Below are 26,885 nucleotides of genomic sequence, written 5' to 3'. Positions count from 1 at the left end.
GGACGCGGCACCGTGCGCACGCGAGGGCGGCCGCGCGTGCACGATGGGGGAGGCGGTCCTCTCCGGGGAGGCATTCCGGATCACCACCCGCTGGAGGAGGCCCGGTGGACGCGGCGGCATCTGGGGTGTCCCGGCGTGGACGGCTGCCTCCGCGTGGAGGGGGGCGCTCCGGGACGCGGCCTCGCGGGCGGTTCCCACCGACGGCGGCTGGCGGGCGCCGGGCGCCGGCAGGGGATGCACGCTCCGGAGCACTGGGGCGCGCTCCAGCGGCGTGACGTCGGCGCGCCTCGGCGAGATCCGGATGAGGGGCGCGGCTCCTGGCCTGGGGGTGAGCGAAGTCCCCCGGCCGCGGACGCGGGGCTGTCCACGGTTCGCCGTGGGCGTGCGAGCCGGGACCTGTATGGCTTCGCGTTCCGGCGTGGAATCAAGCGGGGGGATGGGGCCATGGATGGACGCATGCATGGCATTGCGCTCCGGTGGGGCCGTGGGCCCGTCGGACCGGGATCGCACGCCGTTGCCGGGGTGCGGCCCCGCCGTGAGGGCGTGGATGATGTCTGGCGAGGGTGGACCGGCTTCGCGGTCCATCCGCATGACGAGCGGCGCCGGGCGCGGGCCCGGACTCGGCGCCAGAGTCGACGCCTGGCGAGGTGACTCCGGAGAGGAGCCTCTTCGGAGCCGACACGGGTGGCGCTTCCAAAGCCCGCACGCTGATCTGCTCCAGCAGGGGCGTGAGCCTGGCCCCGCGTGCCTGGAGCGCTGTCGCGGCGTGGAAGCCGGCGGCTCCGGCCGGGAAGCCGGCGGCTCCGGCCGGGAAGCCATGGCGTCCTGTTGCCGCACGGGGTGTGGAGGCTGCCCTGGCGCCGGAGGAGGGGGGAGCGCTGGCGTGAGCCGGGAGGCTTCACCGGCCCGGGACGTCGCGCGGACGGTGGGCCGCGCGCCGCCATGCTCCAGGGCCTGGGGCTTCCCCTCCGCTGACTCTTGGGGGCGCTCCGCGGCAGCCGGCCGCGCGTGCACGATGGGCGCGAACTCGCGCGTCCCGCCTGCCTCAAGGCCCTGTCGCTGGCGCAGCTCGTCCAGCAGGGGAAGTCGGGGGAGCATCCGTTCGGTCCCCGCGAGGACGCGCCGGGCCAGCGGTGGAGGAAGCCGTCCGGGGCCGCTCAGCGGGCGTAGCAGCCGCTCCGTGAGCCGCGGGGCCAGCGCCTCGTGCCAGGAGGCCGGAGCCAATGTCTGCTCATTCTCAGCCATGGTGGCGCGCCTCAACGGGTAAGCGAGGCGAGGCCCCGCGCGGCCGTCAGGCCATAGTTGAGCTTGGGTTTGAGCAGCCCCCGGTGGGCCAGCTCCAGCCGTTCGACGGCCACCTGCGAGTCCTGGCTCGCGTCGAAGGAGGGACCCACCCACTTCACCGGGATGGCTCCGTGGAACTCCCACCACATCACCGGCGTGCGCCGGGCATCCAGGAGCATGAGGGTGCCATTCTTTCGCTGAAGGGCCCCCCGGCTCACCGCGTCGTACCAGGCCCACAGGGTGTCCAGCTCCGTGAGCCCATGGACCAGGACCAGGTTGGGAGACGTCACCGGGCCGAGGAGCTTGTGCACGTAGCCGTTGTTGCCTCCCTCGGCGTAGTCCTGCACCTCGAGCGCGCTCTCCAGCCCCTCCACCTGCGTGAAGCCTCCGGTGACCAGCCCGTCCAGCTCCACCAGGAAGCTGTGGGCCATGTACGGATCCAGGCGCTTGCCGAGCGCCCCGGTCGCTCCGGAGAACGCGGCGTTCGAACCGACGGGTGCCCTCATGACGCGCTCCTGTTCAGCTGCTCGTTGATCCGCGACAGCTCGCTCACCCAGCGCTGGCGCTCGCGGTGCTCCAGCGTCATCACCTGCTCGTAGGGCCAGTGCAGGTAATAGGAAAGGAAGGCCACCTCCTCGTGGAGCCGCTCCGAGGGGTAGCCTAGGGTTCCCCCTCGGGGCTGGTCTCCACCTCGAACTCGCCCTGGCAATGGGGGCAGGCCACCAGCAGCCGGCTGTGTCCGTTGTCATTGATGCGGCGGTAGAACTCCTGCAGGTAGAGCAGGTCCGCGGCCAGCAGCCCCTCGATGATCTTGGGATGCAGGTGCTCCAGGGTCCCCAGCCGGGCGATGACGCGGGAGAGCAGGATGATGACCAGGAAGCCAGGATTGGCTTGCACCCGGGGATCCTTCAGCGGGCCGATCTCGTCGAAGGCGGTGGCCATCCGCATCGTGCCGTCGCGGTGGAGGTTGCCTTCCGAGTCCCGGTAGCCGTGGGGCAGCCGGAAGGCGAACTCGGTGGGTGTCTGGGATTGCGCTACCATTTGGCCACCTCGATGCCTTCGTGGACCAGCTCCAGCTCCTCGACGGCCACCGAGTCCTGCGTGGCATCGAAGGTGGGGCCGGCCCAGCGGGTGGGCCAGCAATTCTTGACGTTCCAGCGGATCTGCTCATTGCCCTTGTCGTCGCGGAGGATGATGGAGAGGTCCCGGCGCGTGGTGTCGCCCCGGGACACCCCATCCCGCCAGTCCCAGAGGGCCCGGTCGTCGGTGATGCCACGCTTCAAGGTGATGTGTGAGAAGGACAGCAGCCCGGGGAGCTGGCGCTGCGCCAGGGTGGTGTCCGTCCCCTCGCGGTAGCTGGTGGCGGCGGTGGTGCTGTCCAGCCCGGAGCACTCCCGGAAGCCCATCCGGGTGATGCCATCGGCCTCGACAGCGAAGTTGTAGCCGCCAAAGGGATCCTTGCGATTGAGTGCCATGGAACATGCTCCTTCCGGAAAAGACTCAGGGTGTGAAGGCCACGGTCGTCCCGCCCACGTCCTGGAGCAGGCGGAGGACGACGAACTCGCCGGGGATGACGGGGGCGAGGCCCACCTCGGCGAGCACGCGTCCCTGCTCCCGCTCCGCGGGAGGATTGGTTTCGGAGTCGCACCGCACGTAGAAGGCCGCCTGGGGCGTTTCGCCCCGGAGCGCGCCGCGCTGGAAGAGCTCTCCGAGATAGCCGTTGAGGGTCCGCGACAGCCAGGCCCACAGCCGCTGATCATTGGGCTCGAAGACCGTCTCCTGCGCCAGGCGCTCGAGCGCCTTCGCCACGGAGAGCAGCAGCCGCGAGACGTTGATGTAACGCCAGTCCGGCTCGTCGCTCAGGGTGCGCGCGCCCCAGAGCCGGATGCCCTGGCCCCGGAAGACGCGCATGCAGTTGACGCCGCGCGCGTTGAGAGGGCCCTGCTCCGCGTCGGTCAGCTTGTCCGCGACATCGACGATGCCGTGGACCTCCTCGTTGGCGGGGGCCTTGTGGAGGCCACGCCGGGTGTCCACGCGCGCATAGACGCCCGCCACGTGGCCACACGGCGGGACGCGTCTGAGCGCCTTGCCGTCCTGCACCGACACCCAGGGGGAGTAGAGCGCGCCGTGCCTTCGCGCGCGGCTGCTGCATTCCAGGCCGGACGGGTCGGGCGCCGGCTTCCCCTCGGGGGAGTCCAGCAGGGCGAAGCACCCGGACCGCGCGCAGCACTCCAGCAGGTGTGCCTGCAGCTCGAGCAGCCGCGCCTTGTCCTGGCGCCATGCGAGCGTGGGCGCCCCCAGGACGTCCACCCCCAGCTCCTCGATGCACTGCTCCCACCGCGCGAAGCGCTCCGCGTCCGGCGCATCGGAGGAGTCCGGGAGGAGCCAGCACTCACGTCCTCCGTTCTCGAAGAAGCCCCGCACGGCGCCGCGAAGGCAGACCTCCGCGCCGGGCAGCTCGACGGGGAGCTGGTTCCAGTGCGTCAGCCGCAGGGGCTTCCCGGCACGCGTGTCCCCCAGGAACGCGGTGAGGACGCCGCCCGGGCGGGAGCGGGGCTCGGGAACCGGCTGGAGGTAGACGCCGGGCGCGCGCGTGGTGAGGAGCGGATTCATCACTTGGGCCCCGACAACTGGGACAGGCGGAAGACCACGAACTCCGCGGGCCGGGTGAGGGCGACACCGACCTCCGTGATGACGAGGCCGTTGTCCCGGTTGGCGGGCGGGTTCGTCTCCGCGTCACACTTGACGAAGAAGGCCTCCTGGGGCGTGGCGCCAAAGAGGCCACCCTCGCTCCAGACGGTGGTGAGGAAGGCGGAGACGTTGCGGGTGATGCGGGCCCAGAGCTGGCTGTCGTTGGGCTCGAACACGGCCCACTGGGTGCCCTGGTCAATGGACTCGCGCAGGAAGTTGAAGAGGCGGCGGACGTTGATGTATTTGAACTCGCCGTTGGCGTCGCCCCCCAGCGTGCGGGCGCCCCAGACGCGGATGTTCCCGTTGATGTCGCGAATGCAATTGATGCCAACCGGGTTCAAGCCCTCCTGGTGCGAGCGGCTGAGCCGGCGGCTGACGTCGAGGGCCCCGAGCAGCACTTCATTGGCGGGCGCCTTGTGGACACCGCGCAGGGTGTCCACGCGGGCGTACATGCCAGCCACGTGGCCACTGGGGGGAACCTCCAGGGAACCTCCGGCGACGGGGTCGAAGACGCGAATCCAGGGGTAGTAGTACGCCGCGTACTCCGAGCGGGCTGGCACGACCTTTTCCATCTCCTGCGGAGCGGTGTCCCGGGGGCTGTCGAGCACGGCCACGCGGTCCTGCAATCCGCTCTGCGCACAGTGTGCAATGAGCTCCTCCTGCCGGGCCTTGTCGACGATTCCAGGTGCCGCGACGATGGCGATCTCATCGAGGGTCACGAAGGCCTCGAGTACCTTCTTGAGGGACGGCAGCTCGGGACCTCCAGTCTCTCCTTCCTCCGGCGGAGTGGGCGCGGACTCCGGAGGCTTCGGGGGCCTGGCCGGCTTGACCCGTTCCAGCGCGACCCTGCCCACGTAGCAGCGGGTGCCCCCATTGTTGAAGAAGCCATAGACCGCATGTGCCAGGTAGCGGGGGTAGGACTGCCAGCTGGATGGGAGCTCTTGCCCTTCCATGTCCCCGATGAAGTCCGCGGCCACGTCGAGCTCGCTGGCCCCTGGCGGAGGGGTCTCGAGGGTCAGGAACCTCTTCTTGAACTCGGTGAAGTTGGTGCAGAGGACCGCCTCGCCGGGCTCCGCGGCGGGCTTGATGGTGACAGTGTTCCCCTGGCTGTCTTTGGTGCTGAACTTGTCCGGCATCAGGCCGACGAAGCCAGCCGTGCTGGTGCCGACACCCACGATGGGAAAAGTGCCTGACGCCACCTGCTCCACATACACGCCTGGCGCCTTGTAGCTGAGATTGCCCATTCGCCCCCCCCTCCATTCACACGTCTTGTCCGGGCACGGCTCGTGAGGCCGGTCCCTGCTTCCCTGGAAGCTTCAACACCACACTCCTGGACTGGGTGGCTCTTCCCAGCTCCAGCTCGACCTCGAGCAACTCCGGCTCCGGCCGATAGCCAGGAGCGGTGACGCGCAGCGTGCGCTTCCCTGGCTCCAGCCCGGTCAGCAGGAAGTCCCCCTTCACATCGGTGAAGGTCTGCTCATCGCTGCCCTGGACCCGCACCCGCGCCAGGGGAGGCAGCTCCCGGGCCGCCGGGTCCTCCAGGACGACGCGTCCACTCACGGAAGTGGTTGGCAGGGCCAGCTCGACGACGACGGGAGTCCCCCACGACGCTTCGGGAACCGTGAGGGACAGCTCCTTCGTGCCATAGCGCTGCCCGGCACCGGGCAGGCGGGCCGTGAGGGTGTGAAGGCCCGTGGGGACATCCGCGAAGCGGAAGGCGCCGTCTGGCGCCGTCCAGGCCGTCTGCTGGAGTGTGCCACCCGCGGCAAGCGTGACCTCGGCATGGGCCAGGCGCTGGCCCGTCCAGGCATCCACGACGAGCCCGGCGATGCTCAGCCGGTGCGAGCCAGGCGAGGCCGGCAGGAAGCGCGGGGCCATCGTCACGCCCTCTCCTGGGTGAGCACTTCCCGGACAACAGGGACCGGCTCCTCCTCGCCGAGGGAGAACCCGAGCGTCACCGTGTATTGGAAGGAAGCGCGAGGCTTGCACTTCAAGGCGAGCCAGGGGTCCATTCCGTGAGGGGACGAGAACGGCTGCAAGACCCGGGTGGGGAGCGGCCACGGCTGCTCGCGCAGGCGGCCCTGGAGCGTCTGGGCGGGGAGCTCCGGGTGGCGCAGGAGCACTCGCAGCACGTCCCCCAGGATGCGGTGCTCGAGCTCCTGCTCATCGGCGGCCTGGGCGTCCGCCCTGGCGATGGCGCACACCAGGTAATGACAGTCCACGCGCTTCCAGGCGGGATGCCGGTGGGAGAGGAGCTTCTCTTCGCCGCCGCCCTGCCGCTCCATCACCTGCTCGAAGCCTCGCAGCTCACTGTTCTCCCGCAGCTCGTAGAGGAAGAAGTTGATGGCGGGGAGGGTCAACGCAGCAGGCGGGAAGGACTCGTCCGGCGCCGCGAAGCTGATGGTCGGCACCTGCTGGAGCAGCTCCGGCGCCAGCTCCCGGCGGAGGAGGACTCTGAGGGTCTGGTCCAGCTCATGAAACATGGCGTCTTCCCTGTTCTCCGGAAATCCTGGAGAAAATATGGACAGCCGCATCACGAGCAAGAATTGCCCTGGGGACAGGGCTGAATGGTCTATGGCCTGGGCAAGGCGGCCATGGGGGCCTCTGGCCAACGGTCGGCCCTGCCGGACCCGCTGGAATCCATTTCAGCCGACCATGACCTGGACCCGGGGGCCTGCTCCAGCACGCCTGCTCTCTTCAGGTGCGAGGACGAGAACGCAAGCGGGGCCCGCGAGGCTGGACCTGATGCCGTGTCGCCACCATCCCCAAAGGGCTCCTCGACATCGGGCTGGTGCTGGTGACGGGCATGGCGCTGGGCACGCAGGGGAGGGCGTCCGCGAGGAAGCCCGACAGCGCCGCCGGTCCACCCGCACGGCGGCGCCCTCCTCCACGGCTAGGGCGCGGGCTTGGGCGCCGGCTTCACGTCGGTGTTCTGGCCCGCGACGATGCGCCACTGCTTCTGGGTGCGCGTCAGCACATAGCGCATCTGCGTGCGCAGCAGTCCCTCCTCGGTGTTCTGCACGCCCGGAGGAAGGCCCGTGTGGCCGGTGACCTCGTGCACCGTGTCCACCACGGCGATGTCCGCGCTGGGGAAGCGGATCTCTCGCACGGTGACCTCGGCGTGGCTGGTCTTGAAGATGCTCGCGAAGATGGCGGCGTGGCGCGTTTCAATTTCCGCGTGGCCCTGGAACACCGTGCCGACGATGTTGATGAAGTCGGCGTCGTCCGTGAAATCCCGCGTCCATGCCGTCGCGTCGTGGGCGTTCCAGGCCTCGGTCTGCGCCTTCACCAGTTGACGGAGCTCCAGCTCGTCCTGGGCGTGGTCCGTGGGCGAGCACGCCGTGGACACCAACATCAGACTCAGGGCCGTGAAGACCGCAAAAGAAGAAGAACGTGTCATGGCCGCAGTCTGCCATGAAAGCTCGGGCGTCCCTCGCTCAGCGCCGAGATAGCGCGAGCTTCGCGCCGAACGCGATGAACACGCACCCCGTCAGCCGGTCCATAGGTAGCTGTTCACCGTGGCGAAGCGCTCCTGCATGCGGGAGGGCACCCGATCGGGCCCGAAGATGGGCCCCAGGGACACGAGCGCCTTGCCCAGCAGCGTGTGCTCCAGGCCGGTGATGATGTCCATCCCGAGCCGCCGGTAGCCCTCCTGCGCGTCCACGTCCGGGTAGAGGTGGCGCGCGGTGATGGCCAGGGCCTCCGCGAAGATGGGGCGGGGCGTGTGGTGCGGCAGCTTCACGTCCAGGTCCAGGCCAATGGCGCGCAGCCGGTCCTTGAGCTCCGGCGTGAGGCGCTTGCCCACGGAGCGCAGGAAGAATTCCAAGATGGCGTGGCGATAGACGAGCTCTCCACTCAACGCGGCATCCATCCCAGGTGTCCGTCCCACCGGGAGACAGGACGTGCGGGAGCATCCCTGGACTGGCGCTGCAATGCACTCGCGCTCGGGATGGAGTCCCGTCAGCGCGGAGCCCCGCCGGTCCTGCGCGGACCCGGGGGGCTGTCACTCAAGCGCTCAGTAGAGGTAGTCCAGCGCCGTGCGGTCGGAGCTGCTCCACTCGCCGCTCTCGTTCGAGCTGAAGCAGGAGTTCATCACCGAGCCGCCCCGCGTGGCCGTGGTCGGCGTCCCGGGGATGTGGATGGCGCCCACGTTGGACGCGCCTTCGTTACCGCCGCTGCCGCAGCTGATGGACCGGTCGTAGTAGTCCGTGTGGCGGAAGCCGATGGTGTGGCCAATCTCGTGGGTGATGACGTGCTCGTTCACGTCCACGCTGTAGTTCTGCAGCCCGACGCCGATGTTGAGGGTGCCGTAGGGCTTGCCGCCCTTGGGGAAGCCGGACGAGCCGCCGACGCCGCTGGTCGTCTTCGCGGAGATGGTCGCGGTGCAGTCGGACGCCGAGCCGCGCGCGAAGGTGAGGCGCAGCCCCTGGCTGTTGTAGTTCTCGATGGCCAGGTCGAGCCCCGCGCTGAGGCGGCTGTAGCTGTTGAACTGGGAGGTGGGGATGATGCAGATCTTCGTCACGCTGGTGCCGACGAGGTTGTTCGTCCGGTACTGCTCCGCCGTCTCACCGCCGGCCTGGAGCATCTCCCGCGAGGCATCCAGGCTCACGTGGGCGTCACGCCCCACGTACACCGCGTTGTCGACGACCATGATGTCATTGGCGGGGAAGCCCGCCTCGATCAGGTTGGAGACGATCTCCTCGTTCTCGCTCTGCGCATCGCCACCGCAGGCCGTCAACAGCGCGCCACAGCTCACCACGAGGACAGCAGCCTTCTTGAACATGTTCGATGCCCCTCTTGACGTGGATCAGCCCAGCTCCCGGTCCCAGTACGGGATCGCCGGAAAGGACTGCCGCCATCCTAGAGGGTTTTCATGCGCAGAAACCAATAAAACAAGAAATTGTAGTCAGGCGAACTTAGCTCGCGAGTGTGGAAACGCCTGTAAACACGCGACAAGGTCTCAGCACGACCTACCACGAGGACCCGTGATTTCACGCAGAGCGTGTGACGGGCCGCGGCGGGAACGCGCAGACTCCTCGCATGCCCGCTGAGCACCGCTTCCGCGTGCACGGTCACATCCCCGTCCTTGAGGTGCATGACGAGCCCCGGCCCGGTCCCGCCGTCATCGTGCTGCGTGGGCTGTCCTCGAATGCGGACGCGCAGCGCGGGGAGCTGGAGGCGCTCGTGAAGTGGGGGCTGGCCGCCGTCGGCATGGACGCCCCGGAGGACTGGAACGATGCCTGGGGCCGGGCGCTCGGCTTCCTGCGGCGCACGCTCTACCGGGAGTGACCGGGGGCGAAGGCGCGGCATGGCTTCTGCTGAAGGGGGGCTCCCGGGCCTGACACTCCGGGCCCGGGAAGGCCCCGCGCTTCCATTGCTCAGTGCACCTTCGGAGAGATCTGATCCAGCGGCGGCAGCGGTGGGATTCCGCCGCTCGCGCCCATCGAGGCCGGGCCGGCGAGGGCCGTCTCGCTGTCCTCCTCCGTTTCACTGCCCTCGAGCTTCTGGCTCACCTGCTCTCCCAGCTGGGACAGCCCCTCCTGCGCGCGACGCTTGGCCGGCTCCAGGAGCTGGCGCTCCTTGTCGGTCACCGGCAGCAGGCTCGCGGTGAGCATGCCCAGCGCCACCGCGCCGAGCGCGAGCGCCAGGGGCTGTTCCTCGAGGGCGCGGTCGTACCACTGCGAGGTGCGGCCACGGAGCGCCTGGGGCGACGGCACGCGCTCGCGCAGGTGCGAGGCCTGGCTGCGCACGCTGTCCGCCGCGTCGTGGACGCGGCCGCGCACGCTGTCCGCCGCGCCGCTCACCCGCTCCTTCACGTTCTCCGCGGTGGTCCCCACGGACTCCTTCGCCGTGTGCAGCGCTTCGCCGGCGCGGTCCTTGAGGTGCGCGCCCTCGTGGGCGCTCCCGCCCGCGTCCGCGTTGTATTCGGCGCGCGTGTTGTATTCAGGGTAGGGGAGGTCACGGCCCGCGCCGTAGGCGCCGTAGCCACGCTCGGACTCGTGGAGGGGGATGCGCTCGTCGCGGTAGCCCACCGGGGCCCGCTCACGGCCCCGGACGCCGTAGCCGCGCTCGCGGTACTCGCGCTCCTCGATGCGGGAGTGGAAGGCCCGCTTCATGAGCATGGAGCCGACGCCGGCCCCCAGGAGCGCGCCCAGCAGCCCCAGGCCACGTGGGGTGTGGGTGGCCTCATCCGTCCATTCATACGTCTTGCGCATCGCCGTCTCCTTTGCCTGCGATTTCCAGTCGAGCACCTTGTCCCGGGCCTGCTGTTTCAGCTCCTCGCGCTTGTCCGCGGCGAGCTGCTTCGCGTGCTCCGTCACCTCTTCCTTCTTCTCGAGCGCGAACTCCTTCGCGCGGGTCTTCAGCAGCTCGGGGTTGGCGCGGCGGCCGAGCTCATCCGCCAGCACGCTCATGCGTGCCCGTGCATCTGCGATTTCGCGGAGCGCATCGTCGTGCTCGCCCATTGGCTGTCCTCCTTGAGGGTTTGGATGGTCTTTCGCGGTGCGTGGACCGCCTTCAGTCGTTTCGCGCCCACGGCGGCGATGCCCGCCCCCGCGGCGATGAGCAGCACGGTCACCAGCAGTGCGCTGGCCCACAGGGGCATCACCCCCGCCAGCGCGATGACCAGGAAGGCCACCAGCGCCATGGCGCCGAGGAGGAGCACCACGCCGCCCGCGGCGACCATGCCGCCACCGGCCGCGGCCTTCTTGGCCTCGGAGCGCATCTCCGTGCGCGCCAGGGTGAACTCCGCCCGGAGCAGGTGCCGCCCCTGCTCGATGAACTCGGAGACCAGGGTGCCGAGCGACTGCTCGCCCATCCCTCCGTCCTCCCTGAAGCCCTCTGCCTGGCGGCCGGTCCGTGTCTCGTCCACGTCCAGCCCGATGCGGTCCACGCGTGTTCGTGAGGAATAAGAGTCCATGGTCAGCCCCCTTACGCCTTGAGGAATCGCGCGGCGACGAAGCCGAGCAGTGCACACCCCGCCAGCGCCACGCCCGGCCGCTCGCGCATCCGGGTCTGCGCCTGACGCAGCAAATCCTCGGTCGAGTTCTGTTCCAGGGTATCGGACGCCTTGCGCACGAACCCCACCGCGCTGCCAATGAGCTGCTGGGGAAGCTGCGTGTCCCCCTGGCCCGAAATGGACTCGAGCTGCTTCGCGAAGCCGTTGAGGCTCTCCACCAGGACGCCCTTGCGCGAGTCGACCTGGGAGAAGGCGCGCTGGCGCGTGATGCCGCCGATGCGCTTCACCTGCTCCTTGCCCTCCTGCTTGAAGCCCGCCCGCCCGCTTGTACCTTCGGACGATGCCTGACTGTCGTTGTAGAAGCTGGGATTCCTCAGGCGCTCTTCCTCGATGATGCTGCCCATGTCGCAACCTCCTTCGGCGTGATTTGGCTCATGTATGCCGTTGAACGACTGCCCATGAAGCTATGCAATCGAACGGGGCCTGCCCTGAGGGGGGTGCTCGCTGGTCGTAGAGCAGGCGGAGCGGCGCGCCATGATTCAGGAGGAATAGAGCGCGTGTGTGAGACGGACCGTGCCACCCCCGAGTGACCGGGGGCGCGGGCTGGCGGCCTGGTGAGACGTCCGCTGGTTACGGCGTGGCGGGCGCGCGGGCGCCAGCGCTCCAGCAGGCCGCGGTGAAGCGGACCTCCGCCCCGTGCACGAAGGGCTCGAAGGCGGCGCGGACCGTTTCGATGACCTGGGTGCGGGTCCGGTCGTCCAGCTCGTGAAGAAACCGGCCGAGGGGGCCGAGCCGGGTCAGGTAACGGAGCAGCTCCTTCTCCGGCAGCGTGCACGCGAAGTCGATGGGCTGGAGGTCGATGTCCGCCCAGCCGCTCTCCTCCAGGATGCGGTGGACCCGGCTCGCGTCCGCGAAGGCGAACTGCCCCGGCGCGTCCGGCCGGCGGACGGGGAGGTTCGGCAGGAACGGTGCCGCGGCGCGCTCGGCCGTCGTCATGAACGGGTTCTCCGAAGGACTCCGCCAGGCGATGAACCGCAGTCCGGCGCCATCCTTCGCGGCACGCCGCAGGTTCGCGAAGGCCTGGACGGAGTCCTCGAAGAACATGACGCCGAAGCGCGACAGGATCATGTCGAAGCTCGCGGGCTCGAAGGCGTGGCGCTGGGCGTCCGCGCGGATGAAGCCTGCCGGGAGGCCCTCCCTTTCCGCGCGGGACCGGGCGGCGGTGAGCATTGGCTCCGAGATGTCGATGCCGGTGCAGCGGCCCTCCGCGCCAAGCCGCCGGGCGAAGGCGAGCGTGGTGCTGCCCGTGCCGCAGCCGACGTCGAGCACCTGGCTCGCGGCGCCGGCGACGACCGCTTCGACGAGCAGGTCCTCCATCGGCTTGAACATCGAATCGAGCACCTCCTGCGTGTCCACCCAGGCGCGTCCGGCGGTCCCGTTCCAAAGCGCCGTCTGCTCATTCCCGGTCTGGCGAGTCTCATCCATGGTCGTCTCCTCCTGCTTGCCTTCAAGAACCGAAGGCCGCACTGTGCCAGTTCAAGTCGACTTGAGGTCAAGCGGGTGAACGAACTGGACATCACGGAGGTGGCGCGGCGCTCCGGCGTTCCGGCCTCGACGCTGCGATTCTATGAAGAGAAGGGGTTGATTGCCTCGGTGGGCAGGCGAGGCCTGCGCCGCCTGTTCGACGCTGGCGTGCTGGAGCGGCTGGCGTTGATCGCGATGGGGCGCTCCGCCGGCTTCTCGCTCGAGGAGATCGCGCTCATGTTCGCTCCGGACGGGCGGCCGCGCATCGACCGGCGGATGCTCCTGGCCAGGGCGGAGCAGCTGGACAGGACGATCCGCGAGCTGAGCGCGATGCGCGACGGCCTCCGGCACGCCGCGGCCTGTCCCGCGCCGAGCCACATGGAGTGCCCCACCTTCCGCCGGCTCCTGCGGGGCGCCACGTCTGGCGCGAGGGGCGCGCGAAGCCGCAAGCGCCTGCCTCCCAGGTGAGCTCCGGAGGCACACGCGGCCTGGGCCCGGACGGGAGCGCGCGGCTCCCGGCCCCGCGTCAGGGGTCGAAGTGGAAGGCGGTGGCCCGGGCAGAGGGCCGCTGCTCGAACTGCTGGCGGAAGCGGTTCAGCGACTCATAAGGGGCAATGGGCAACACGTCCCGGAACTCCAGGTGGGTCACGAGACAGAAGAGGGTGACCTCCAGGTAGCTCAGGTCCCGCTCGGGCGGGAGGGCGGCGAGCGCGGCGCTCGCGTGCTCCTCCAGCCAGGCCATCATGTTGAGCAAGGACTTGCGCAGCTTGAGGGCATGGGTCGTCCCCTCGCCGCCGCCGGCCATCTTCTCCATGACCAGCGTCACCTCCGTCGCCATGGCTTGCAGGGTGAGCTCCTGCACGTTCACGAGGAGCGGCACGTCCAGGTCCTCCGGCCACACCACGCGGGGCCTGGGATTGGACTGTCGCCACAGCTCCCGGGAGGCATTGAGCGCGCCGAACCAGGCGCCTCGGGAGGTCTTCAGGACGGGGATCCGGAGCGCGGGGTTGCCGCCGTAGTCCGCCGGGTCGGTGGACAGCAGGTCCCGCAGCACCTGGAAGGAGTGGTCGACGCGCAGCTCCGCGGCGAAGAGCCGGGCGATGCGCGTGAAGTGCGAGCTTGAACGGCCGATGATGACGGGTCTGTCGAGCGCGGACATGCGGGGCCCTCCGGTGGAAATGGCGCGGAAGGCTACCGCGCCACGCACCGGGGATGCAGCCCCCGCGCCCTCTCAAGGGCGGGAGGGCCCCTGCAGGGCCGCCGCGATGATGCGCGCGGCGATGGCCGGTTGATCCCCGCCCATGTGGAGCGTGTTGACCGAGTAGACGAGGCGCCGGCGCAGGTCGCGCGTGGCGCCCATCCATGAGCAGGCCCGCGACGATGTAGCCGATGTTGCCGTACTCCTGCCGCGTGCCCGGGGCGTCAGCGGCCCGCGCGCCGCAGGACGGCGGGCGTGAGGCCCGTCAGCCGGCGGAACACCGTGGTGAAGTGACTCTGTGAGCTGAAGCCGACCTCCAGCGCGATGTCTCCCAGGGAGCGGGTCGTGTGGCTCAACAGGCCGCGCGCCCGCTCCACCCTGCGCTGCTGCACGTAGGCATGCGGTGTCATGCCCATGGACTGGCGGAAGGCGCGGGTGAAATAGAACACGCTCAGGCCCGAGCGCTGGGCCAGCTCCCCCACGCGGATCCTCCGCGCGAGGTGCGCTTCGATGAAGAGCCTCACGCGATGGAGCGCGGCGGCGGAGAGGCCACCGCGCCGCCGCGCGGCCCGCGTGCCGCCTGGCTGCTGGAGCAGCTTCGCCACGCGGGCGGCATGGCGGTCCTGTGACGCCCGCGCCTCGCCCAGGAAGCGGGCGATGACCTTCAGCTCCGCGTCCGGCATGGGTGACATCAATTGCAGGCCATCCGCCTGGAGGGGGCCCCACAGGGTCTCAATCCATTCGCGCGCGTGCCCGGTGAGCGCGAGCCGTCTGCCATTCCCGGCGCCTTCCCGCTGGACGTAGCCGGCGAGCTCCAGTCGCTCCACGTCGGCGCCTCGCGCGACCGCGCTCAGGGCGCGGGGCCTCCGAAGTGCAGCTGCGCCAGGCAGGTCAGCTCCGCGCGGCCGAGCGCGAGCACCGCTCCCACGGCCGCGTCGAACTCCGCGGAGGCATCCTGGAAGCGGACGATGTCGGCGCCAATCTGGGCGAGGAGGGAGTGCCGGGACGTCATGGAGGAACACCGCAAGTTCGAGAAAAACAGCACAAGGGCACGAAAGACGCTCGCGCGCCGGGGACGCATGCTGTCGCCATGATGAACCTGAAGCCCTCCGCGGCGGAAATCCTGTTGTGGCTCTTCGTGCTCAACCTGGGCGTCGCGTTCGGCGCGGGGCTCTATGAGCACCGCATCTCGTTGCCCCGCTGGCTCGACGCCACGGGAGCGCACTGGTCCGCGGAGGCGGCGCGACAGGATGACGTGGGGCGGCGCTTCTGGGGGCTGGTGAATACGGGACCGCTGACGCTGCTCACCCTGGCGAGCCTCTACTTCGCCACGCAGGCCACGGGGCCGCTGCGCGCCTGGTGGCTCGGGGCCGCGCTGGTGGCGCTCGCGGACCGGCTCCTGACCTTCGCGTACTTCATCCCCACGATGGTCCGGCTGATGCAGTCCGCTGACTCTCCGGCCGCCGTGGAGACCGCGATGCGGTGGGCAAGGATGAACCACCTGCGCCATGCGCTCGCGGCGGGGGCGTGGTTCGCGGCCCTGCAAGCCCTGTCATGGCTGCGCGTGAAGGGTGGTGCATGATTTGAGAGCTTTTGGGTTAGGGTCATACCCTGGCGGAATCCAACGTCGTTCCGCTAAAGAGGGGATGATGGAAGTGCGGATGAGATGGGCAAGGGTTTGGGCGGTGGTGTTCGCGGTGGGCAGCGGGGTGCTCGGGGGGTGTGGGGACTCGGATCCTCCGAAGAATCCGCTTCCGGATGCGGGGAGCGTCGACGCGGGGAGCTCCGGTGACGGAGGCATGCAAGGGAATGACGGCGGCATGCAAGGGAATGACGGCGGCACGCAGGAGGATGCTGGCACCGACGCGGGCTCCCTGGGGGAGCCCCTTCCTTGTGAGCGGACCCAGGGCATCTGCGCGGGCGCCCTGCGCGCCGTGGTGGATGGGGCCTACGAGCCGGTGTGCACCGCGCGCTCGTACGGCGCAAGCTACGAGGCCACGGAGACGCGCTGCGACGGGCTGGACAACGACTGCGATGGGGTGACGGATCCCCCGACCTGGTCGCAGGTCGCGTCGCTGGGGCTGCCTCCGCACGCGGGCCGGGTCAGCAGCCTCCGCGTGTCCGACGGCATCCTGGCGGTGGTGTTCGACAGGCCGGAGGTGGCCCGGGTCATCCGGCTGGACACCACGCTGACGCCGCTTGGCACCACGGAGGTGCCGGTCGAGGTGATGGACGAGTTTCTCGCGCTGGACTCGGTGAGTGCCCGCCTGCTGCGCACGTCCCAGGGGCCCGCGCTGTACTACTCGTCCGCGGGAACGGCCGGCGACCATACCCGGGGGCATCTCCTCCTCCTGGATGAGCAGGGTCACCGCGTGCCCAGACAGGGTGAGCCCGAGGCTGGCGCGCTCCTCTTCGACCAAGCCATGGGAGACAGGGCCACCGCGGCGGCCGTATCGGCGGACGGAAACCGGATCTTCGCGGCATGGAGGAATGATGCTGCCCCATGGTACTCGGGAGGTCGCGAGCTTTGGGGGACGGTGACAGGCCTGGAGGGTCAGGTGGTGGCCCCTCCTCGGTTGCTGATGCGGGCGCTCGCCGAGGAGACGGTCCTGGTCAGCGTAGAGGTCCTGGGACTGCGGGATGGTGGCTTCCTGGTCCTGGCTCAGGAGTCCGACGGGGGCTTGGAGCCGAGACAGTTGCGTCTCCAGCGCTTCGACAGCGGCCTGCAACCGATCGGGGATGAGCGGGCTTTCTTCGCGGAAGCGGATCCAGGCGCCCGGCTCGTGGACCTGGGTGCTGCCGCGGGCGGTGTCCTGGAGTCTCCGGTCATCGTGCTGCATGATCTGCAGGGCAACAACCGCGTGATGAAGGTCCTGGGCAACCTCTTTGGCGAGATGACATCTCGGGTCCTGGGCGTCACGACCCCTCGGGAGTTTCCCTGGTTCGGGACCACCCTGACGGCGCGCGGCCTCCAGGTCGCGTGGCTCTCCGTCGGACCGAGCTCGCAGGGCAGCGATATCTTCTTCAAGTGGCAGGGCCGGTTCTGGGCCCTGGGGCAGGGCGGCGTCCCGGCGGACCTGTCACCCGGGCCTGACTTCATGCCCCTGCACCGGTACGCGCAGTGGGTCATGCTGGAGGAGCTTCCGGACAACTGGATGGGGGCGCTGGTGATGACGTCCACCGAGAGCCCGGAGTCCCACATCCTCCAGGCGGTCCGCTACTGCGCCCCCTGAGTCACGCCTTCTCCGGGAGGGTGTACTGGAAGTCGTAGGAGTGCTTCCCGCCCGGAGCGATGTCGATGGTCATGGAACCGGCGAGCCCCGTGAGCTCGCCGGTTCCGGAGTCCGGCACCACGGAGATGACGAGGTGGGGCGCGCCGCGCGTCATCACCCCGAAGTGCTGGAGCGCGAAGGTGCCGCTCCGGCCGTCCAGCGTCCCGCTGACGCGCTCCATCGCGACGTACCCCGCGGACCCCTCCACGGCCGTGCGCACCGCGAGCATCTGCCCCTGGCTCGTGGCCTCCAGCGCTCCATGAAAGCGCTTGTCGAGCGCCATCCGCCCCGGGGCCGCCTCCACCGCTCCCGCCTCCGGGGCCATCGGGGTGAGCTTGACGTCGAAAGGGCCGTTCGCGCGCTTCGTCATGGGTGCCTGCTCCCTTGCTGGATGGGCGGACACATACGCCCGGAGCCCGCCCCTGGGTTGCAAAAACGCGTCAGCCCCGGGGCCTTAGGACTCGCTTGAGACCTTTGCCCTACCGTCACGGTCACTCCAAGGGGGCATGCACTTGAGTGACGACGAACGGAATTCTCCGTCTGCTACAGCGGCCGCTGACCGCACATCCAACGTGTTCAGCGACGGCGGGCCCCGCCTGCCCGCCCGTGCTCCGTCCTGGAGGGATGGCAACCCTCCGGGGCGTGATGCATCTTCAAGGGGCTGCGGTCCCTCTCCCTGAACAGGAGCCCTGCCGATGTTCCAGCCTCCGAAGGACACCACCTCGAAGAAGCACCGGGGTGGCTACATCCAGCAGACGAAGGACTACGAGAAGATCCGCAAGTCCACGAAGGTGACGGGCAAGCGCATTGGCGGGGCGCTGCGGGCGGAGTTCGCCCGGCAGCAGAAGCGCCGCGACTCGCGCTGACGCGTCACTTCGCCTGGGCGGGCGCGAAGTCGAAGGGCTTGTCCTGGGCGATGAGCACCACGCACTCGGCGTCCGCCGCGCACTGGTTGCGGTGCACCACCTTGCCGGGCTGGTCCCAGGTGCTGCCCGCCTCCACGGCGCCGGCCTCCGCGGCGCTCTCGCTGGTGTTCGTCATGCGGCCCTTCACCAGCACGCCGTGGTAGCCGGCGGAGTGGGTGTGCGGCCCGGAGTCGAACCCGGCGGGGAACTTCATCAGCAGGGCGTACGGGCCCTTCTTCATGTCGCCCCAGAGGACGTGCACGGACGGGCCGCCGGGCATCATCTGCGTCCAGGTGAGCTTGTCATAGGCGGTCTGCTGGAACGCGGCGGACTCCTTGCCCTTGGCGGCGGCGAGGGTGAACGCGGACACGACGGCGACGGCGGCGACGAGCTTGGGCAGGGTCTTCACGGTGGGACTCCTCGGTGGAAGGAAACGCCGGGGAGGATGGCCGCGAGGCGGGTCTGCGAAAATGCCCGTTTGCGCAGACCGCTTCTGCGAGAATGCAGACCATGCTCGAATGGAGCGACCTGCGGCACTTCCTGGCCATCGCGAGGGAGGGCAACCTCTCCGCGGCGGCGCGGCGGTTGAAGGTGGACCAGACCACCGTGGGCCGGCGCCTGGCCGTGCTGGAGAAGGAGCTGGGAGCGCGCCTCTTCGACCGGACCCCCACGGGCCTGCGGCCCACGGCGGTGGCGCTGCGCATCCTGCCCGCCGCGGAGGCCGTGGAGGCGGAGGCGCTGCGGGTGGAGCGGCTCGCCAGCGGTGAGGACCTGCGCCCCTCCGGGCCGGTGACGGTCACCGCGACGGACTCGTTCCTGGTCCACAACGTGATGCCGTGGCTGGCGGGCTTCCAGGCGCGGCATCCCGAAATCGAGTTGCAGCTGCTCTCCGGTTACGAAGCCCTGTCGCTCGTGCGGCGCGAGGCGGACGTCGCCATCCGCCTGGTCCGGCCACAGGAGGCGTCGCTGCGGGCCCGGAAGGTGGCTGCCATCGGGGTCGTGCCCTTCGCGTCGAAGGCATACCTCGCCCGCCGGGGGCCGGTGCGCTTGGACGCCGGGCTCCAGGGGCACGCGGTGGTGGGCTACGCGCAGGACTCGCGGCGCTGGCCGGAGTCGAAGTGGCTGGACGTGCACGCGGCGAAGGCCACCGTCGCGGTGCGGCTCACGTCCATCCTGGGGCTGCTCCAGGCCGCGCGCGAGGGCCTGGGCGTGGCGCTGCTGCCGGCGTACTTCGGTCACCTGCACGCGGAGTTGGTCCCGCTGCGTGACGCGCTGCCGGAGCTGGAGCGGACCGTGTGGCTGGTGTTCCACGAGGACCTGGCCCACAACGCGCGGGTGCGCGCGGTGGTGGACTTCCTGGCGGAGACCATCGGGGCGCAGGCGGAGGCGCTCGCGAAGCCTCCCTCCAGGCCCCGGAAGAAGCGCGCGCGGTGAGGACGCCCCGCTCCCACCGCGCGCCAGGGGCTCACGGCTCCGAGACGATCACCTTGAAGTTCCCGGGCGTGCTGGAGGTGTCCACCACGTGCGCGGAGCCCGTCGCCGTCCACACCACCTCCACCGTGCCGACGGCGCCGTTGGGCTGCAGCTCGAGGTCCAGGTTCGTGGTCCACTCGCAGCGCTGCCCCATCTTGCAGTCGCGCTCGAAGAACATGCGGACCTCCATCGTCACCGAATCCGTCACCTCCAGCGGGGTGGAGCGCTCCCACCCGGAGAACTTCGACCCGCTTTCGTGCAGGACGGCGCGGAACACGGGGCTCGCCGTCTGGCTGGCTTCCGCGGGCGTCCACCGGGCCGTCACCAGCACCGTCAGCTCCGCCTCGGCCTGCTTGTCCGGCGACTCCGAGGCCGTGGCCAAAAGGACCAGCGGAATCGTGACCTTGGGCGCTTCGGTCGTGAGGTGCACCGGCTTGCCCGTGTAGGGCTCGGAGAACATGTCCGCGGACGTGGCCCGCGACGTCGCGACGACGCTGGCGCAGGCGACCAGGAGGGCCAGCCGGGAGGCCCAGTGACGCAGGCGGGGGGACGGAGTGGTTTCGCGGTGGTGGGTCATGGTGGCCGCGGACTGAGCAAGCCCGATGCCACGACTTCACAGAGGGAAACACTCGCGGGACACACCCTCCGTCAACTCCAACCGCGACACATGTGTCAGGGCCCCAGGGTCAGCGGTAGTGGACCGCGATGCGCTTTCCCTCCAGCACATGGATTTCGATGTCCATGTCATAGATGTCGCGCAGCACGTCCGGGCGCATGAGCTCCTCCGGCGTCCCCTGGAAGGCGACCTTCCCGCCGCGCATGGCGATGACGTGGTCGGAGTAGCAGGAGGCGTAGTTGAGGTCGTGCAGCACCAGCACCACGCACCTGCCCAGCGTGTCCGCCGCGCGCCGCAGCTCCTTCATCATGGACACGGCGTGCTTCATGTCCAGGCTGTTGAGCGGCTCGTCCAGGAGGACGTAGTGCGTGTCCTGGCACAGCACCATCGCCACGAAGGCGCGCTGGCGCTGGCCGCCGGACAGCTCGTCCAGGAAGCGGTGGGCGATGGGCTCCAGGCCCAGGTGCTGGAGGGCGCCCTCCACGAAGGCGCGGTCCTCCACCGTCGGGCGGCCCTTGGAGTGCGGATAGCGGCCGAACGTCACCAGGTCGCGCACGGTGAGCCGCGAGGTGACGGCGTTGTCCTGCCGCAGGATGGCCAGCCTGCGCGCCAGCGCGTCGCCGGGCGTGTGCGCCACGTCCAGGCCGTCCACCAGGACGGTGCCGGAGGACAGCGGCAGCAGGCGGCTCACCATGGACAGCAGGGTGGACTTGCCCGCGCCGTTGGGCCCGATGATGGACGTCACGCCCTGCTCCGGGAGCTTCAGCGTGACGTCGTCCACCACCAGGGTGTCGCCGTAGCGGCGGGAGACGTTCCGGGCTTCAATCATCGCAGCGCGCCTCGCATGAGCAGGGTGATGAACAGGATGCCGCCCAGGAACTCGATGATGACGCGCAGGTTGGCGCCAAAGGAGAAGATGCGCTCCAGCACGAGCTGACCGCCCAAGAGGCCAATCACCGCGAGGAACACGGCGGCCGGCAGCACGTGGGCGTGCCGGTGCGAGCGCACCAGGCCGTGCGCCAGGTTCGCCACCAGCAGGCCGAAGAAGGTGACGGGCCCCACCAGCGCCGTGGACACCGACACCAGCACGGCCACCACCGCCAGCAGCCGCGACACCGTGCGGCGGTGGTCCACGCCCAGGCTGATGGCCACGTCGCGGCCCAGGCCCAGCACGTCACAGGCGTGCAGCAGGCGCAGGCCCAGGACGGACGCGCCCACCGTCATCAGCGCGGAGACCGCGAGCAGGTCCGGGTCCGGGTTGTTGAAGCTGGCGAAGAAGCGGTCCTCCAGGAAGGCGAACTCGCCCGGCGCGATGACGCGCTGGAGGAAGGTGGACAGGCTGCGGAACAGCACGCCCAGCACCACCCCCGTGAGCAGCAGCAGGTGGATGCTCCGCCCCGCGCCCTGGAACAGCCAGCGGTGCAGCACGGCGGAGAAGAGCACCATGACGGAGACCTCCACCGCGAACAGCAGCCGGAGGTCCAGGGCCGCCACCGTGCGCGAGCCCAGGAAGAAGAGCAGGCACGTCTGGAGCAGCACGTAGAGCGTGTCGAAGCCCATGATGGCGGGCGTCAGCACGCGGTTCTCCGTCACGGTCTGGAACAGCACCGTGGAGACGGCGATGGCGTAGCCCACCAGCAGCACCGTGGCGACCTTGCGCGCGCGAAACGGCAGCACGAAGTCCCACCGCCCGCCCGCGTCCACGGTCATGAACACCCCCACGCAGAGGACGGCCAGGGCCCCCAGGAGGAGCAGCCGCCGCTCGTGGCCCTCCAGGCGAAGCGCGCTAGCCGACACGGCTGTCCCTCCGGAAGAGCAGGTAGAGGAAGAAGAGGCTGCCCACCACGCCCGCCACCGTGCCCACGGGAATCTCATACGGCTGGCGCACCACCCGCCCGACGACGTCGCACAGGAGCACGAAGCCCGCGCCCAGCACCGCCACCCACGGGATGGAGCGGCGCGCGTTGTCTCCCACGATGAGGCTGACGACGTTGGGCACCACGAGCCCGATGAAGGGAATCATCCCCACCGTGGCCACCACCACCGCGGTGACCATGGAGACGATGGCCAGCCCCAGCGCCACGATGCGCGGGTGGCTCAAGCCCAGGTTGGTGGTGAAGGCCTCGCCCATGCCGGCGACGGTGAAGCGGTCCGCGACGACGTAGGCGACGACCGTCAGGACGAAGGCGCCCCAGAGCAGCTCATACCGGCCGCGCAGCACGCTGGAGAAGTCGCCCGTGGTCCAGGCCATCAGCGATTGCAGCAGGGAGAAGCGGTAGGCGAAGAACGTCGTCGCCGCGTCGAAGATGGCGCCCAGCACCAGCCCCACGACGGGCACGACGAGCGCCGAGCGCAGCGGGATGCGCCGGAGGATGAGCAGGAACAGCGCCGTGCCCGCCATGGCGAAGCCGGCGGCGACGGCGGTCCTCGCGAGGATGGGGATGCCGGGGGCGAGCAGGGTGACGGCCAGCAGGCCCAGGCTCGCGGACTCCGCCGTGCCCGCGGTGAAGGGCTCCACGAAGCGGTTGCGCGCGAGCATCTGCATGATGAGGCCCGCCACGCCCAGCGACATGCCCGCCAGCACCAGGGCCAGCGTGCGCGGCACGCGGCTGATGACCAGCACCTGCAAGGCGCGCGGGTGCTCCGCGGGCGCCAGGAGCGCGTCCCACGACACGTGGCTCACGCCAATCAACAGGCTGGTCCCCGCGAGCACCAGCACCCCCAGGCCGGCCAGGGCGAGCAGGGGCAGCGGGCCCCTGGGGCTGGGGAGCGCGAAGGCCGGCTCAGGGAGCAGGGGGCTGTCGGGGCTTCGCGTAGGCATCGGAGATCTGCTCCAGCAGGCGCCGCACGGACCGGATGCCGCCGCCGATGAGGTAGGTGTCCGCGGGGTCCAGGTACACGACCTGGCCCCGCTTCCAGGCCGTCGTCTGGCGCACCAGCTCGTTGTCCAGCAGCCGCTGCGCGCCGCCGCCCTCGCCAATGGCCGCGTCCCGGTCGATGACGAACAGCCAGTCCGGGTTGGTCTCCAGGATGAACTCCGAGCCGATGGCCTCCCCGTGCAGCGACGCCTTGAGCGACGGGGCCGCGGGCGGGATGCCGAAGGACTCGTGCAGCACGCCGAAGCGCGAGCCCGGGCCGTAGGCGCTCATCCGCCCGCCGGACGTCAGGACGATGAGCCCCGTGCCCCGGGTGGCGGTGGTGCCCTTCAGCGCCTCGATGGACTGGCGCAGCCCTCCAATCAGGGCGCGCGCCTGGTCCTCCTTGCCGAAGACGGTCGCCAGCCGCTCCGTGTTGCCCACCACGGTGTCCAGGTAGTGCGCGTCGTCCGTCGTCTGGTCGATGGTGGGCGCCATGGCGGCGAGCTTCGCGTACCGGGCGCTGGTCCGGCCGCCGGTGATGATCAGGTCGGGCCGCGCGGCGTGGACGGCCTCGTAGTCGGGCTCGAAGAGCGTCCCGAAGCGCGGGTACTTCTTCGCGTCCGCGTACTTCGCCAGCGGGCCGGGGAAGTACTCACCCGCCACGCCCCGCACCTCCACCCCCAGCGCGTCCAGCGTGTCCAGCGCCGCGAGGTCGAACACCAGGACCTGCTTCGGGTGGGGGGCGACGACGGTGCTGCCCTGCGCGTGCGTGATGGTCCGGCCCGCCCCCGGCGCGAGGGCCGCCGGTGCCGCGGCCTCCCCGGTGGGGCCGCGTGAGGAGCGCAGGCCCAGGAACGCCAGGCCGAGGACCGCGACCCCGAGGAGGGCCGCGACGAGGAGAGGGAAACGCCGGGGAGAGGTGCTCACGAAAAGGCCCATCCAGAGTGATAAGGGATATCAAGTGATATTGATATTCATTATCGAAGTCGGATATAGCGGATCCCCGCCGGACGGTCAAAACCCATCGACCTTGCGCTCGCCGGGTCTTCCCTGGAGGCTTGGATTTCAAGACTTCCAGGGAGAAGTGCCATGAAGCCCGTCCGTGCCGTCCTGCTGCTGTCCTTCCTCTGCTCGGCCCTCGCCGGGACTGCGCACGCGCAGGACAACTCGCGCACGCTGCTGATGCAGTGGCTGGCGGATCCGGACGTCTACAAGGAGAACGACGACCTGTTCTTCCTCACCGGCACCGGCAACGGGGTGGTGCTGCCGCTGTACGAGTCGAACGACCTCACGGCGTTCCGCTTCAAGCGCGACTACAACCCGTCCGCGGCGGATCCGACCTACGACTACTGCTTCCTCTGGGCGCCGGACCTGAGCAGGACGGGCAGCGTCTACCAGCTCCACTTCTCCGGCCACCGGGTGCCCAACGGCGCGGCGTGTCCTCCCGCTGGCCAGGAGGTGACGACCTTCGTCGCCACGGCGCCGGACCTGAACCTGGCCTTCGGCGCGCCCCAGCCCATCAACGCCAACACGACCTGGCCGCGCACCACCACCGGCACGGCGTGCCTGCCGCAGGGGTGCAACCGGAACATCCGCATCGACTCGGCGACGTTCAACGACGGCGTGGACCGCTGGCTCTTCTACGTCTGGTTCCAGAACGGCAACAACATCTCCTCCTTCAAGCTGGCCGCGCCCGGCACCGTCTACAACCACGCGGGCCCGGCGGTGTTCGCGACGCCCTCCTACGAGGAGGGCATCAACGAGGCGCCGGAGCTGTTCAAGCGCGACGGGCGCTACTACCTGCTCTTCAGCGGCGGTTGGTACAACAGCCAGTACGCCATGTACTACGTGATGGCGGACACCGTTCCGGAGCTCACGCGGGCGCGGGCGGTGCGGCGGCTGTCACTGCCCTTGAAGAACTCCGCGGGCCGGCTGGTGCAGTCCCACGGCCACAACGTCATCGTCGAGCGGCGCGGCGAGTACTTCAACATCTTCCACGTGGGCGCCTTCGACAGCGCGGGCAACCTCACCTCGCGCAGCACGTACAAGCAGCGCGTGGCGTTCAAGGTGGACGGGGCGATGACGTCGCTCAACCAGGTGAGCGTGCGCTGGAACCGGCTCGCGGGGTACAGCTACTCGCTGGACGTCGTGCTGCGCGACGGGTCGGTGGTGGGGCCGTGCACGTCCGTGGCGCTGCTGGGACAGGCCAACAAGACGGTGTTCGACGGCGTGTGCCGCAGCGCGGGGGACCGCGTGGTGACGAAGGGGGAGATCGCCGCGTTCCGCATCTTCTATTCCAACAACAACGTCTGGGGGCCGTTCGTGGAGAAGGCCTATGACGGCATCTCCGACGACGTGTCGCTGGAGCTGCCCGGCGGCGTCACGCCCTTCGTGGACCTGGAGTGGAGCGAGGAGGAGACGGCGGCGCAGTACTCCATCGACGTGCAGCGGCGGGACACGGGCGCGTGGATTGGCCCGTGCATCGGCGTGACCTCCGTGAACAAGCGCCTGGCCTGGACCTACCAGGGGCGCTGCGACACGCCGGGCATCAACGTGCCGGCCTCCAACATCCAGGCCTTCCGCATCTGCTCCGCGGTGAACGGGGACTGGGCCCATGCCCGCTGCGGCGCCGCCGCGTATGACGGCCGGGCCATGCACTCGCGCATCAACATCCCCTGAGCGCTCGCGCCTGGCTTTCAGCGCGGGGCGAAGCGCTTCGCGGACCGCAGCTTCGCCTTCATGGCCTCCATGTCGCGGTTGCGCGGCGGGGCGGTGGTGACCAGCGAGTCCACCAGCCGGCGCGCGACCTCGGTGACGTCCTCGACGGCACGGTGGAAGGCCTCCTCGTTCGCCTTCGAGGGGGCGCTGGTGCCGCTGAGCTTCCGCACGAACTGCAGGGCCGCCGCCCGCACCTCCGCGTCGGACGCGGGGGGCTCGAAGTTGAACAGCGTCTTGATGCTGCGGCACATGGGCGGGTCCCTTCGCGTGAAGTGCCGCCAGCGTACCCCGCGGCCGCGCCTCCACTCCGGGCCTGAACCCTTGCCGTGGGAATGTGACTTGGCCCATCCCGGGAGAAGTGGTTCTCTAGGGACTCCCAATTATTCCGGAAAGGTTCTTTCCATGCGCAAGCTCTTCGCCGTCCCCGTGACCCTCTTCTCGTTCGCGATGCTCGCCTGTGGCGGCGCCGCGGCCCCCGAGCAGCAGACCCCCGCCCCCACGCAGCAGGAGCAGGGGCTCAACGCCGTGGGCCAGGGCTGTTCGGCGGACACCCAGTGCTCGACGGGCCTGTGCTGGACGGAGTCGGACTCGTATCCGCTCTACAACCCGTATTGGATCCGCGCGGACCAGTGCACCGAGGAGTGCGGCGGCGAGGGCGACAACGCCTACTGCCAGCAGCTGGCCGCGGAGTTCAACGCGCCGTATCCCAGCCAGGCGCGCTGCATCCCCGCGCGCGGCGTCTACGACAACTACCCGTACGACGACGTCTTCTACGTCTGCGACCTCATCCCCGCCGGCCTGGGCCAGGTCCACTGGGTGGAGTAGCCGTCTGACCCACGCCGTCCGGAGGCGGACGAGATGGGGTGCGGCGTCTGGTGGCAGGTGGAGCGCCACACCGCGGTGGAGCTCAGCCAGGGCTCCGCGCCGGAGAGCATGCTCACCGCCACCGTGCGGAGCACGACACCGGCGGTACCCTGGCGGGCGGCGGGAGGGCAGGGGAGCGTGGAGACGGGACGCCCACGCTCCGCGCCCCTTCTCCCGTGAGGCGGGACGGAGCAAGCTGACCTTCGTGTCCCGCCGCTCACAGCTGCTGCTCCTGCTCGGGGTGTCCGTGCTCCTGCACGTGGCGCTCCTCGTGCTGCTGGCGCGGAGCCCGTCCGGCCGCGTCCGGCACCCCGAGCCGTCGCGGCCTATCGAGCTGGAGGTCGTCACCCGGGACGCCCGCCCCGCGCCGCCGGAGCCCGAGGCGAAGCCGCGACCTCCTCGCTCGCCAGCACGCCCCGCGGAGCGCGAACCCTCCACGGGCGCGCGGGCGAAGGACGAAGCGTCAGGGCACCTGGCAAGCGCGAACCCTCCACGGAACTCGCGGCCGAAGGACGAAGCGCCAG

The 26,885-nt window shown here is 69.9% G+C and carries 35 protein-coding genes and 1 pseudogene; 9 read left to right on the top strand and 27 right to left on the bottom strand.

Annotated features, from left to right (window positions below; all coding sequences use genetic code 11):
* Nucleotides 1–1,256: 1,256 nt before the first annotated feature.
* From ACLEQD_RS08475 to ACLEQD_RS08425, 11 genes are all read right to left on the bottom strand, one after another.
* Nucleotides 1,257–1,790, bottom strand: coding sequence for a phage tail protein (locus ACLEQD_RS08475; RefSeq protein ID WP_410383013.1), 534 nt, complete (start codon nucleotides 1,788–1,790; stop codon nucleotides 1,257–1,259).
* Complete coding sequence (locus ACLEQD_RS08470) at nucleotides 1,787–1,993, bottom strand: DUF6760 family protein (protein ID WP_410383012.1); 207 nt, start codon at nucleotides 1,991–1,993, stop codon at nucleotides 1,787–1,789. The genes ACLEQD_RS08475 and ACLEQD_RS08470 overlap by 4 nt, the downstream gene beginning before the upstream one ends.
* Complete coding sequence (locus tag ACLEQD_RS08465; RefSeq protein WP_410383011.1) at nucleotides 1,945–2,325, bottom strand: hypothetical protein; 381 nt, start codon at nucleotides 2,323–2,325, stop codon at nucleotides 1,945–1,947. The genes ACLEQD_RS08470 and ACLEQD_RS08465 overlap by 49 nt, the downstream gene beginning before the upstream one ends.
* The gene (locus ACLEQD_RS08460) at nucleotides 2,319–2,759 is read right to left on the bottom strand and encodes a phage tail protein (protein WP_410383010.1); all 441 of its coding nucleotides are present in this window, start codon (nucleotides 2,757–2,759) and stop codon (nucleotides 2,319–2,321) included. Before ACLEQD_RS08460 ends, ACLEQD_RS08465 begins: the two co-directional genes overlap by 7 nt.
* A gap of 25 nt (nucleotides 2,760–2,784) precedes the next feature.
* The gene (locus tag ACLEQD_RS08455) at nucleotides 2,785–3,897 is read right to left on the bottom strand and encodes a phage tail sheath family protein (protein ID WP_410383009.1); all 1,113 of its coding nucleotides are present in this window, start codon (nucleotides 3,895–3,897) and stop codon (nucleotides 2,785–2,787) included.
* Nucleotides 3,897–5,219, bottom strand: a complete 1,323-nt coding sequence (locus tag ACLEQD_RS08450) for a phage tail sheath family protein (RefSeq protein ID WP_410383008.1) — start codon at nucleotides 5,217–5,219, stop codon at nucleotides 3,897–3,899. Before ACLEQD_RS08450 ends, ACLEQD_RS08455 begins: the two co-directional genes overlap by 1 nt.
* A gap of 16 nt (nucleotides 5,220–5,235) precedes the next feature.
* Nucleotides 5,236–5,853: a collagen binding domain-containing protein gene (locus tag ACLEQD_RS08445; RefSeq protein WP_410383014.1), complete on the bottom strand. Its 618-nt coding sequence runs from the start codon at nucleotides 5,851–5,853 to the stop codon at nucleotides 5,236–5,238.
* 2 nt (nucleotides 5,854–5,855) lie between these two features.
* The gene (locus tag ACLEQD_RS08440) at nucleotides 5,856–6,458 is read right to left on the bottom strand and encodes a DUF4255 domain-containing protein (RefSeq protein ID WP_410383007.1); all 603 of its coding nucleotides are present in this window, start codon (nucleotides 6,456–6,458) and stop codon (nucleotides 5,856–5,858) included.
* 410 nt (nucleotides 6,459–6,868) lie between these two features.
* The gene (locus tag ACLEQD_RS08435) at nucleotides 6,869–7,330 is read right to left on the bottom strand and encodes an SgcJ/EcaC family oxidoreductase (RefSeq protein WP_410383006.1); all 462 of its coding nucleotides are present in this window, start codon (nucleotides 7,328–7,330) and stop codon (nucleotides 6,869–6,871) included.
* Nucleotides 7,331–7,465: 135 nt separating this feature from the next.
* The gene (locus ACLEQD_RS08430) at nucleotides 7,466–7,834 is read right to left on the bottom strand and encodes a DUF2378 family protein (RefSeq protein WP_410383005.1); all 369 of its coding nucleotides are present in this window, start codon (nucleotides 7,832–7,834) and stop codon (nucleotides 7,466–7,468) included.
* Between the two features lie 156 nt (nucleotides 7,835–7,990).
* On the bottom strand, nucleotides 7,991–8,758 hold the full coding sequence (locus ACLEQD_RS08425; protein WP_410383004.1) for a zinc-dependent metalloprotease: 768 nt from the start codon (nucleotides 8,756–8,758) through the stop codon (nucleotides 7,991–7,993).
* Nucleotides 8,759–9,015: 257 nt separating this feature from the next.
* On the opposite strand from ACLEQD_RS08425, the gene ACLEQD_RS08420 reads away from it, so the two are divergent.
* Nucleotides 9,016–9,264 carry a hypothetical protein gene (locus ACLEQD_RS08420; RefSeq protein ID WP_410383003.1) on the top strand — a complete coding sequence of 83 codons (249 nt, stop codon included), beginning with the start codon at nucleotides 9,016–9,018 and terminating at the stop codon, nucleotides 9,262–9,264.
* 89 nt (nucleotides 9,265–9,353) lie between these two features.
* Here ACLEQD_RS08420 and ACLEQD_RS08415 read toward each other — a convergent pair whose 3' ends face one another.
* The 4 genes from ACLEQD_RS08415 to ACLEQD_RS08400 form a co-directional block, all read right to left on the bottom strand.
* On the bottom strand, nucleotides 9,354–10,388 hold the full coding sequence (locus ACLEQD_RS08415; protein ID WP_410383002.1) for a hypothetical protein: 1,035 nt from the start codon (nucleotides 10,386–10,388) through the stop codon (nucleotides 9,354–9,356).
* Complete coding sequence (locus tag ACLEQD_RS08410) at nucleotides 10,385–10,894, bottom strand: phage holin family protein (protein ID WP_410383001.1); 510 nt, start codon at nucleotides 10,892–10,894, stop codon at nucleotides 10,385–10,387. Before ACLEQD_RS08410 ends, ACLEQD_RS08415 begins: the two co-directional genes overlap by 4 nt.
* 11 nt (nucleotides 10,895–10,905) lie before the next feature.
* Nucleotides 10,906–11,337 (bottom strand): hypothetical protein, encoded by a 432-nt coding sequence (locus tag ACLEQD_RS08405; RefSeq protein WP_410383000.1) that lies wholly within the window; start codon nucleotides 11,335–11,337, stop codon nucleotides 10,906–10,908.
* 226 nt (nucleotides 11,338–11,563) lie between these two features.
* On the bottom strand, nucleotides 11,564–12,418 hold the full coding sequence (locus ACLEQD_RS08400) for a class I SAM-dependent methyltransferase (protein ID WP_410382999.1): 855 nt from the start codon (nucleotides 12,416–12,418) through the stop codon (nucleotides 11,564–11,566).
* Between the two features lie 75 nt (nucleotides 12,419–12,493).
* Here ACLEQD_RS08400 and ACLEQD_RS08395 point away from each other — a divergent pair, with 75 nt between their 5' ends.
* Nucleotides 12,494–12,925, top strand: coding sequence for a helix-turn-helix domain-containing protein (locus ACLEQD_RS08395; RefSeq protein WP_410382998.1), 432 nt, complete (start codon nucleotides 12,494–12,496; stop codon nucleotides 12,923–12,925).
* Nucleotides 12,926–12,983: 58 nt separating this feature from the next.
* On the opposite strand, the gene ACLEQD_RS08390 is transcribed toward ACLEQD_RS08395, so the two are convergent.
* The 4 genes from ACLEQD_RS08390 to ACLEQD_RS08375 all read right to left on the bottom strand — a co-directional run bounded on the left by ACLEQD_RS08390 (nucleotide 12,984) and on the right by ACLEQD_RS08375 (nucleotide 14,667).
* Nucleotides 12,984–13,616, bottom strand: a complete 633-nt coding sequence (locus ACLEQD_RS08390) for a glutathione S-transferase N-terminal domain-containing protein (protein WP_410382997.1) — start codon at nucleotides 13,614–13,616, stop codon at nucleotides 12,984–12,986.
* 72 nt (nucleotides 13,617–13,688) lie between these two features.
* Complete coding sequence (locus ACLEQD_RS08385; protein ID WP_410382996.1) at nucleotides 13,689–13,817, bottom strand: hypothetical protein; 129 nt, start codon at nucleotides 13,815–13,817, stop codon at nucleotides 13,689–13,691.
* Nucleotides 13,818–13,879: 62 nt separating this feature from the next.
* The gene (locus ACLEQD_RS08380) at nucleotides 13,880–14,482 is read right to left on the bottom strand and encodes a helix-turn-helix domain-containing protein (RefSeq protein WP_410382995.1); all 603 of its coding nucleotides are present in this window, start codon (nucleotides 14,480–14,482) and stop codon (nucleotides 13,880–13,882) included.
* Nucleotides 14,483–14,505: 23 nt separating this feature from the next.
* On the bottom strand, nucleotides 14,506–14,667 hold the full coding sequence (locus ACLEQD_RS08375; RefSeq protein WP_410382994.1) for a hypothetical protein: 162 nt from the start codon (nucleotides 14,665–14,667) through the stop codon (nucleotides 14,506–14,508).
* Between the two features lie 78 nt (nucleotides 14,668–14,745).
* Here ACLEQD_RS08375 and ACLEQD_RS08370 point away from each other — a divergent pair, with 78 nt between their 5' ends.
* Together ACLEQD_RS08370 and ACLEQD_RS08365 are read left to right on the top strand one after the other, a co-directional pair.
* Nucleotides 14,746–15,237 (top strand): DUF1772 domain-containing protein, encoded by a 492-nt coding sequence (locus tag ACLEQD_RS08370; protein ID WP_410382993.1) that lies wholly within the window; start codon nucleotides 14,746–14,748, stop codon nucleotides 15,235–15,237.
* Nucleotides 15,238–15,475: 238 nt separating this feature from the next.
* Nucleotides 15,476–16,888, top strand: coding sequence for a putative metal-binding motif-containing protein (locus ACLEQD_RS08365; protein WP_410382992.1), 1,413 nt, complete (start codon nucleotides 15,476–15,478; stop codon nucleotides 16,886–16,888).
* A 1-nt stretch (nucleotide 16,889) separates the two neighbouring features.
* Here ACLEQD_RS08365 and ACLEQD_RS08360 read toward each other — a convergent pair whose 3' ends face one another.
* Complete coding sequence (locus ACLEQD_RS08360; protein WP_410382991.1) at nucleotides 16,890–17,297, bottom strand: DUF3224 domain-containing protein; 408 nt, start codon at nucleotides 17,295–17,297, stop codon at nucleotides 16,890–16,892.
* A 325-nt stretch (nucleotides 17,298–17,622) separates the two neighbouring features.
* On the opposite strand from ACLEQD_RS08360, the gene ACLEQD_RS08355 reads away from it, so the two are divergent.
* Nucleotides 17,623–17,793: a hypothetical protein gene (locus tag ACLEQD_RS08355; RefSeq protein WP_158616851.1), complete on the top strand. Its 171-nt coding sequence runs from the start codon at nucleotides 17,623–17,625 to the stop codon at nucleotides 17,791–17,793.
* Between the two features lie 4 nt (nucleotides 17,794–17,797).
* On the opposite strand, the gene ACLEQD_RS08350 is transcribed toward ACLEQD_RS08355, so the two are convergent.
* Nucleotides 17,798–18,241 (bottom strand): DUF4437 domain-containing protein, encoded by a 444-nt coding sequence (locus ACLEQD_RS08350; RefSeq protein WP_410382990.1) that lies wholly within the window; start codon nucleotides 18,239–18,241, stop codon nucleotides 17,798–17,800.
* 101 nt (nucleotides 18,242–18,342) lie between these two features.
* Here ACLEQD_RS08350 and ACLEQD_RS08345 point away from each other — a divergent pair, with 101 nt between their 5' ends.
* Complete coding sequence (locus tag ACLEQD_RS08345; RefSeq protein WP_410382989.1) at nucleotides 18,343–19,266, top strand: LysR family transcriptional regulator; 924 nt, start codon at nucleotides 18,343–18,345, stop codon at nucleotides 19,264–19,266.
* Nucleotides 19,267–19,297: 31 nt separating this feature from the next.
* On the opposite strand, the gene ACLEQD_RS08340 is transcribed toward ACLEQD_RS08345, so the two are convergent.
* From ACLEQD_RS08340 to ACLEQD_RS08320, 5 genes are all read right to left on the bottom strand, one after another.
* Nucleotides 19,298–19,882: a hypothetical protein gene (locus ACLEQD_RS08340; RefSeq protein WP_410382988.1), complete on the bottom strand. Its 585-nt coding sequence runs from the start codon at nucleotides 19,880–19,882 to the stop codon at nucleotides 19,298–19,300.
* 109 nt (nucleotides 19,883–19,991) lie between these two features.
* The gene (locus ACLEQD_RS08335; protein WP_410382987.1) at nucleotides 19,992–20,750 is read right to left on the bottom strand and encodes an ABC transporter ATP-binding protein; all 759 of its coding nucleotides are present in this window, start codon (nucleotides 20,748–20,750) and stop codon (nucleotides 19,992–19,994) included.
* Nucleotides 20,747–21,718: an iron chelate uptake ABC transporter family permease subunit gene (locus ACLEQD_RS08330; protein ID WP_410382986.1), complete on the bottom strand. Its 972-nt coding sequence runs from the start codon at nucleotides 21,716–21,718 to the stop codon at nucleotides 20,747–20,749. The genes ACLEQD_RS08335 and ACLEQD_RS08330 overlap by 4 nt, the downstream gene beginning before the upstream one ends.
* Nucleotides 21,708–22,742 (bottom strand): ABC transporter permease, encoded by a 1,035-nt coding sequence (locus ACLEQD_RS08325; RefSeq protein ID WP_410382985.1) that lies wholly within the window; start codon nucleotides 22,740–22,742, stop codon nucleotides 21,708–21,710. Before ACLEQD_RS08325 ends, ACLEQD_RS08330 begins: the two co-directional genes overlap by 11 nt.
* Nucleotides 22,705–23,706 (bottom strand): siderophore ABC transporter substrate-binding protein, encoded by a 1,002-nt coding sequence (locus tag ACLEQD_RS08320; protein ID WP_410382984.1) that lies wholly within the window; start codon nucleotides 23,704–23,706, stop codon nucleotides 22,705–22,707. Before ACLEQD_RS08320 ends, ACLEQD_RS08325 begins: the two co-directional genes overlap by 38 nt.
* A 162-nt stretch (nucleotides 23,707–23,868) precedes the next feature.
* Here ACLEQD_RS08320 and ACLEQD_RS08315 point away from each other — a divergent pair, with 162 nt between their 5' ends.
* Complete coding sequence (locus ACLEQD_RS08315) at nucleotides 23,869–25,458, top strand: family 43 glycosylhydrolase (RefSeq protein ID WP_410382983.1); 1,590 nt, start codon at nucleotides 23,869–23,871, stop codon at nucleotides 25,456–25,458.
* A 17-nt stretch (nucleotides 25,459–25,475) separates the two neighbouring features.
* Here the strand turns inward: ACLEQD_RS08315 and ACLEQD_RS08310 are convergent, their stop codons facing one another.
* Nucleotides 25,476–25,748, bottom strand: coding sequence for a DUF2277 domain-containing protein (locus ACLEQD_RS08310; RefSeq protein WP_171415478.1), 273 nt, complete (start codon nucleotides 25,746–25,748; stop codon nucleotides 25,476–25,478).
* 151 nt (nucleotides 25,749–25,899) lie between these two features.
* Here ACLEQD_RS08310 and ACLEQD_RS08305 point away from each other — a divergent pair, with 151 nt between their 5' ends.
* Both ACLEQD_RS08305 and ACLEQD_RS08300 read left to right on the top strand, forming a co-directional pair.
* Nucleotides 25,900–26,322, top strand: coding sequence for a hypothetical protein (locus tag ACLEQD_RS08305; RefSeq protein WP_410382982.1), 423 nt, complete (start codon nucleotides 25,900–25,902; stop codon nucleotides 26,320–26,322).
* Between the two features lie 244 nt (nucleotides 26,323–26,566).
* A pseudogene (locus tag ACLEQD_RS08300) lies at nucleotides 26,567–26,885 on the top strand (ferrichrome ABC transporter substrate-binding protein); the annotation flags it as partial.

Source organism: Corallococcus sp. 4LFB (assembly GCF_046520365.1).
GTDB classification, from domain to species: Bacteria; Myxococcota; Myxococcia; order Myxococcales; family Myxococcaceae; genus Corallococcus; species Corallococcus caeni.
The sequence above is the reverse complement of the archived record's forward strand: the minus strand, read 5'-3'. Positions and strand labels throughout refer to the sequence as shown.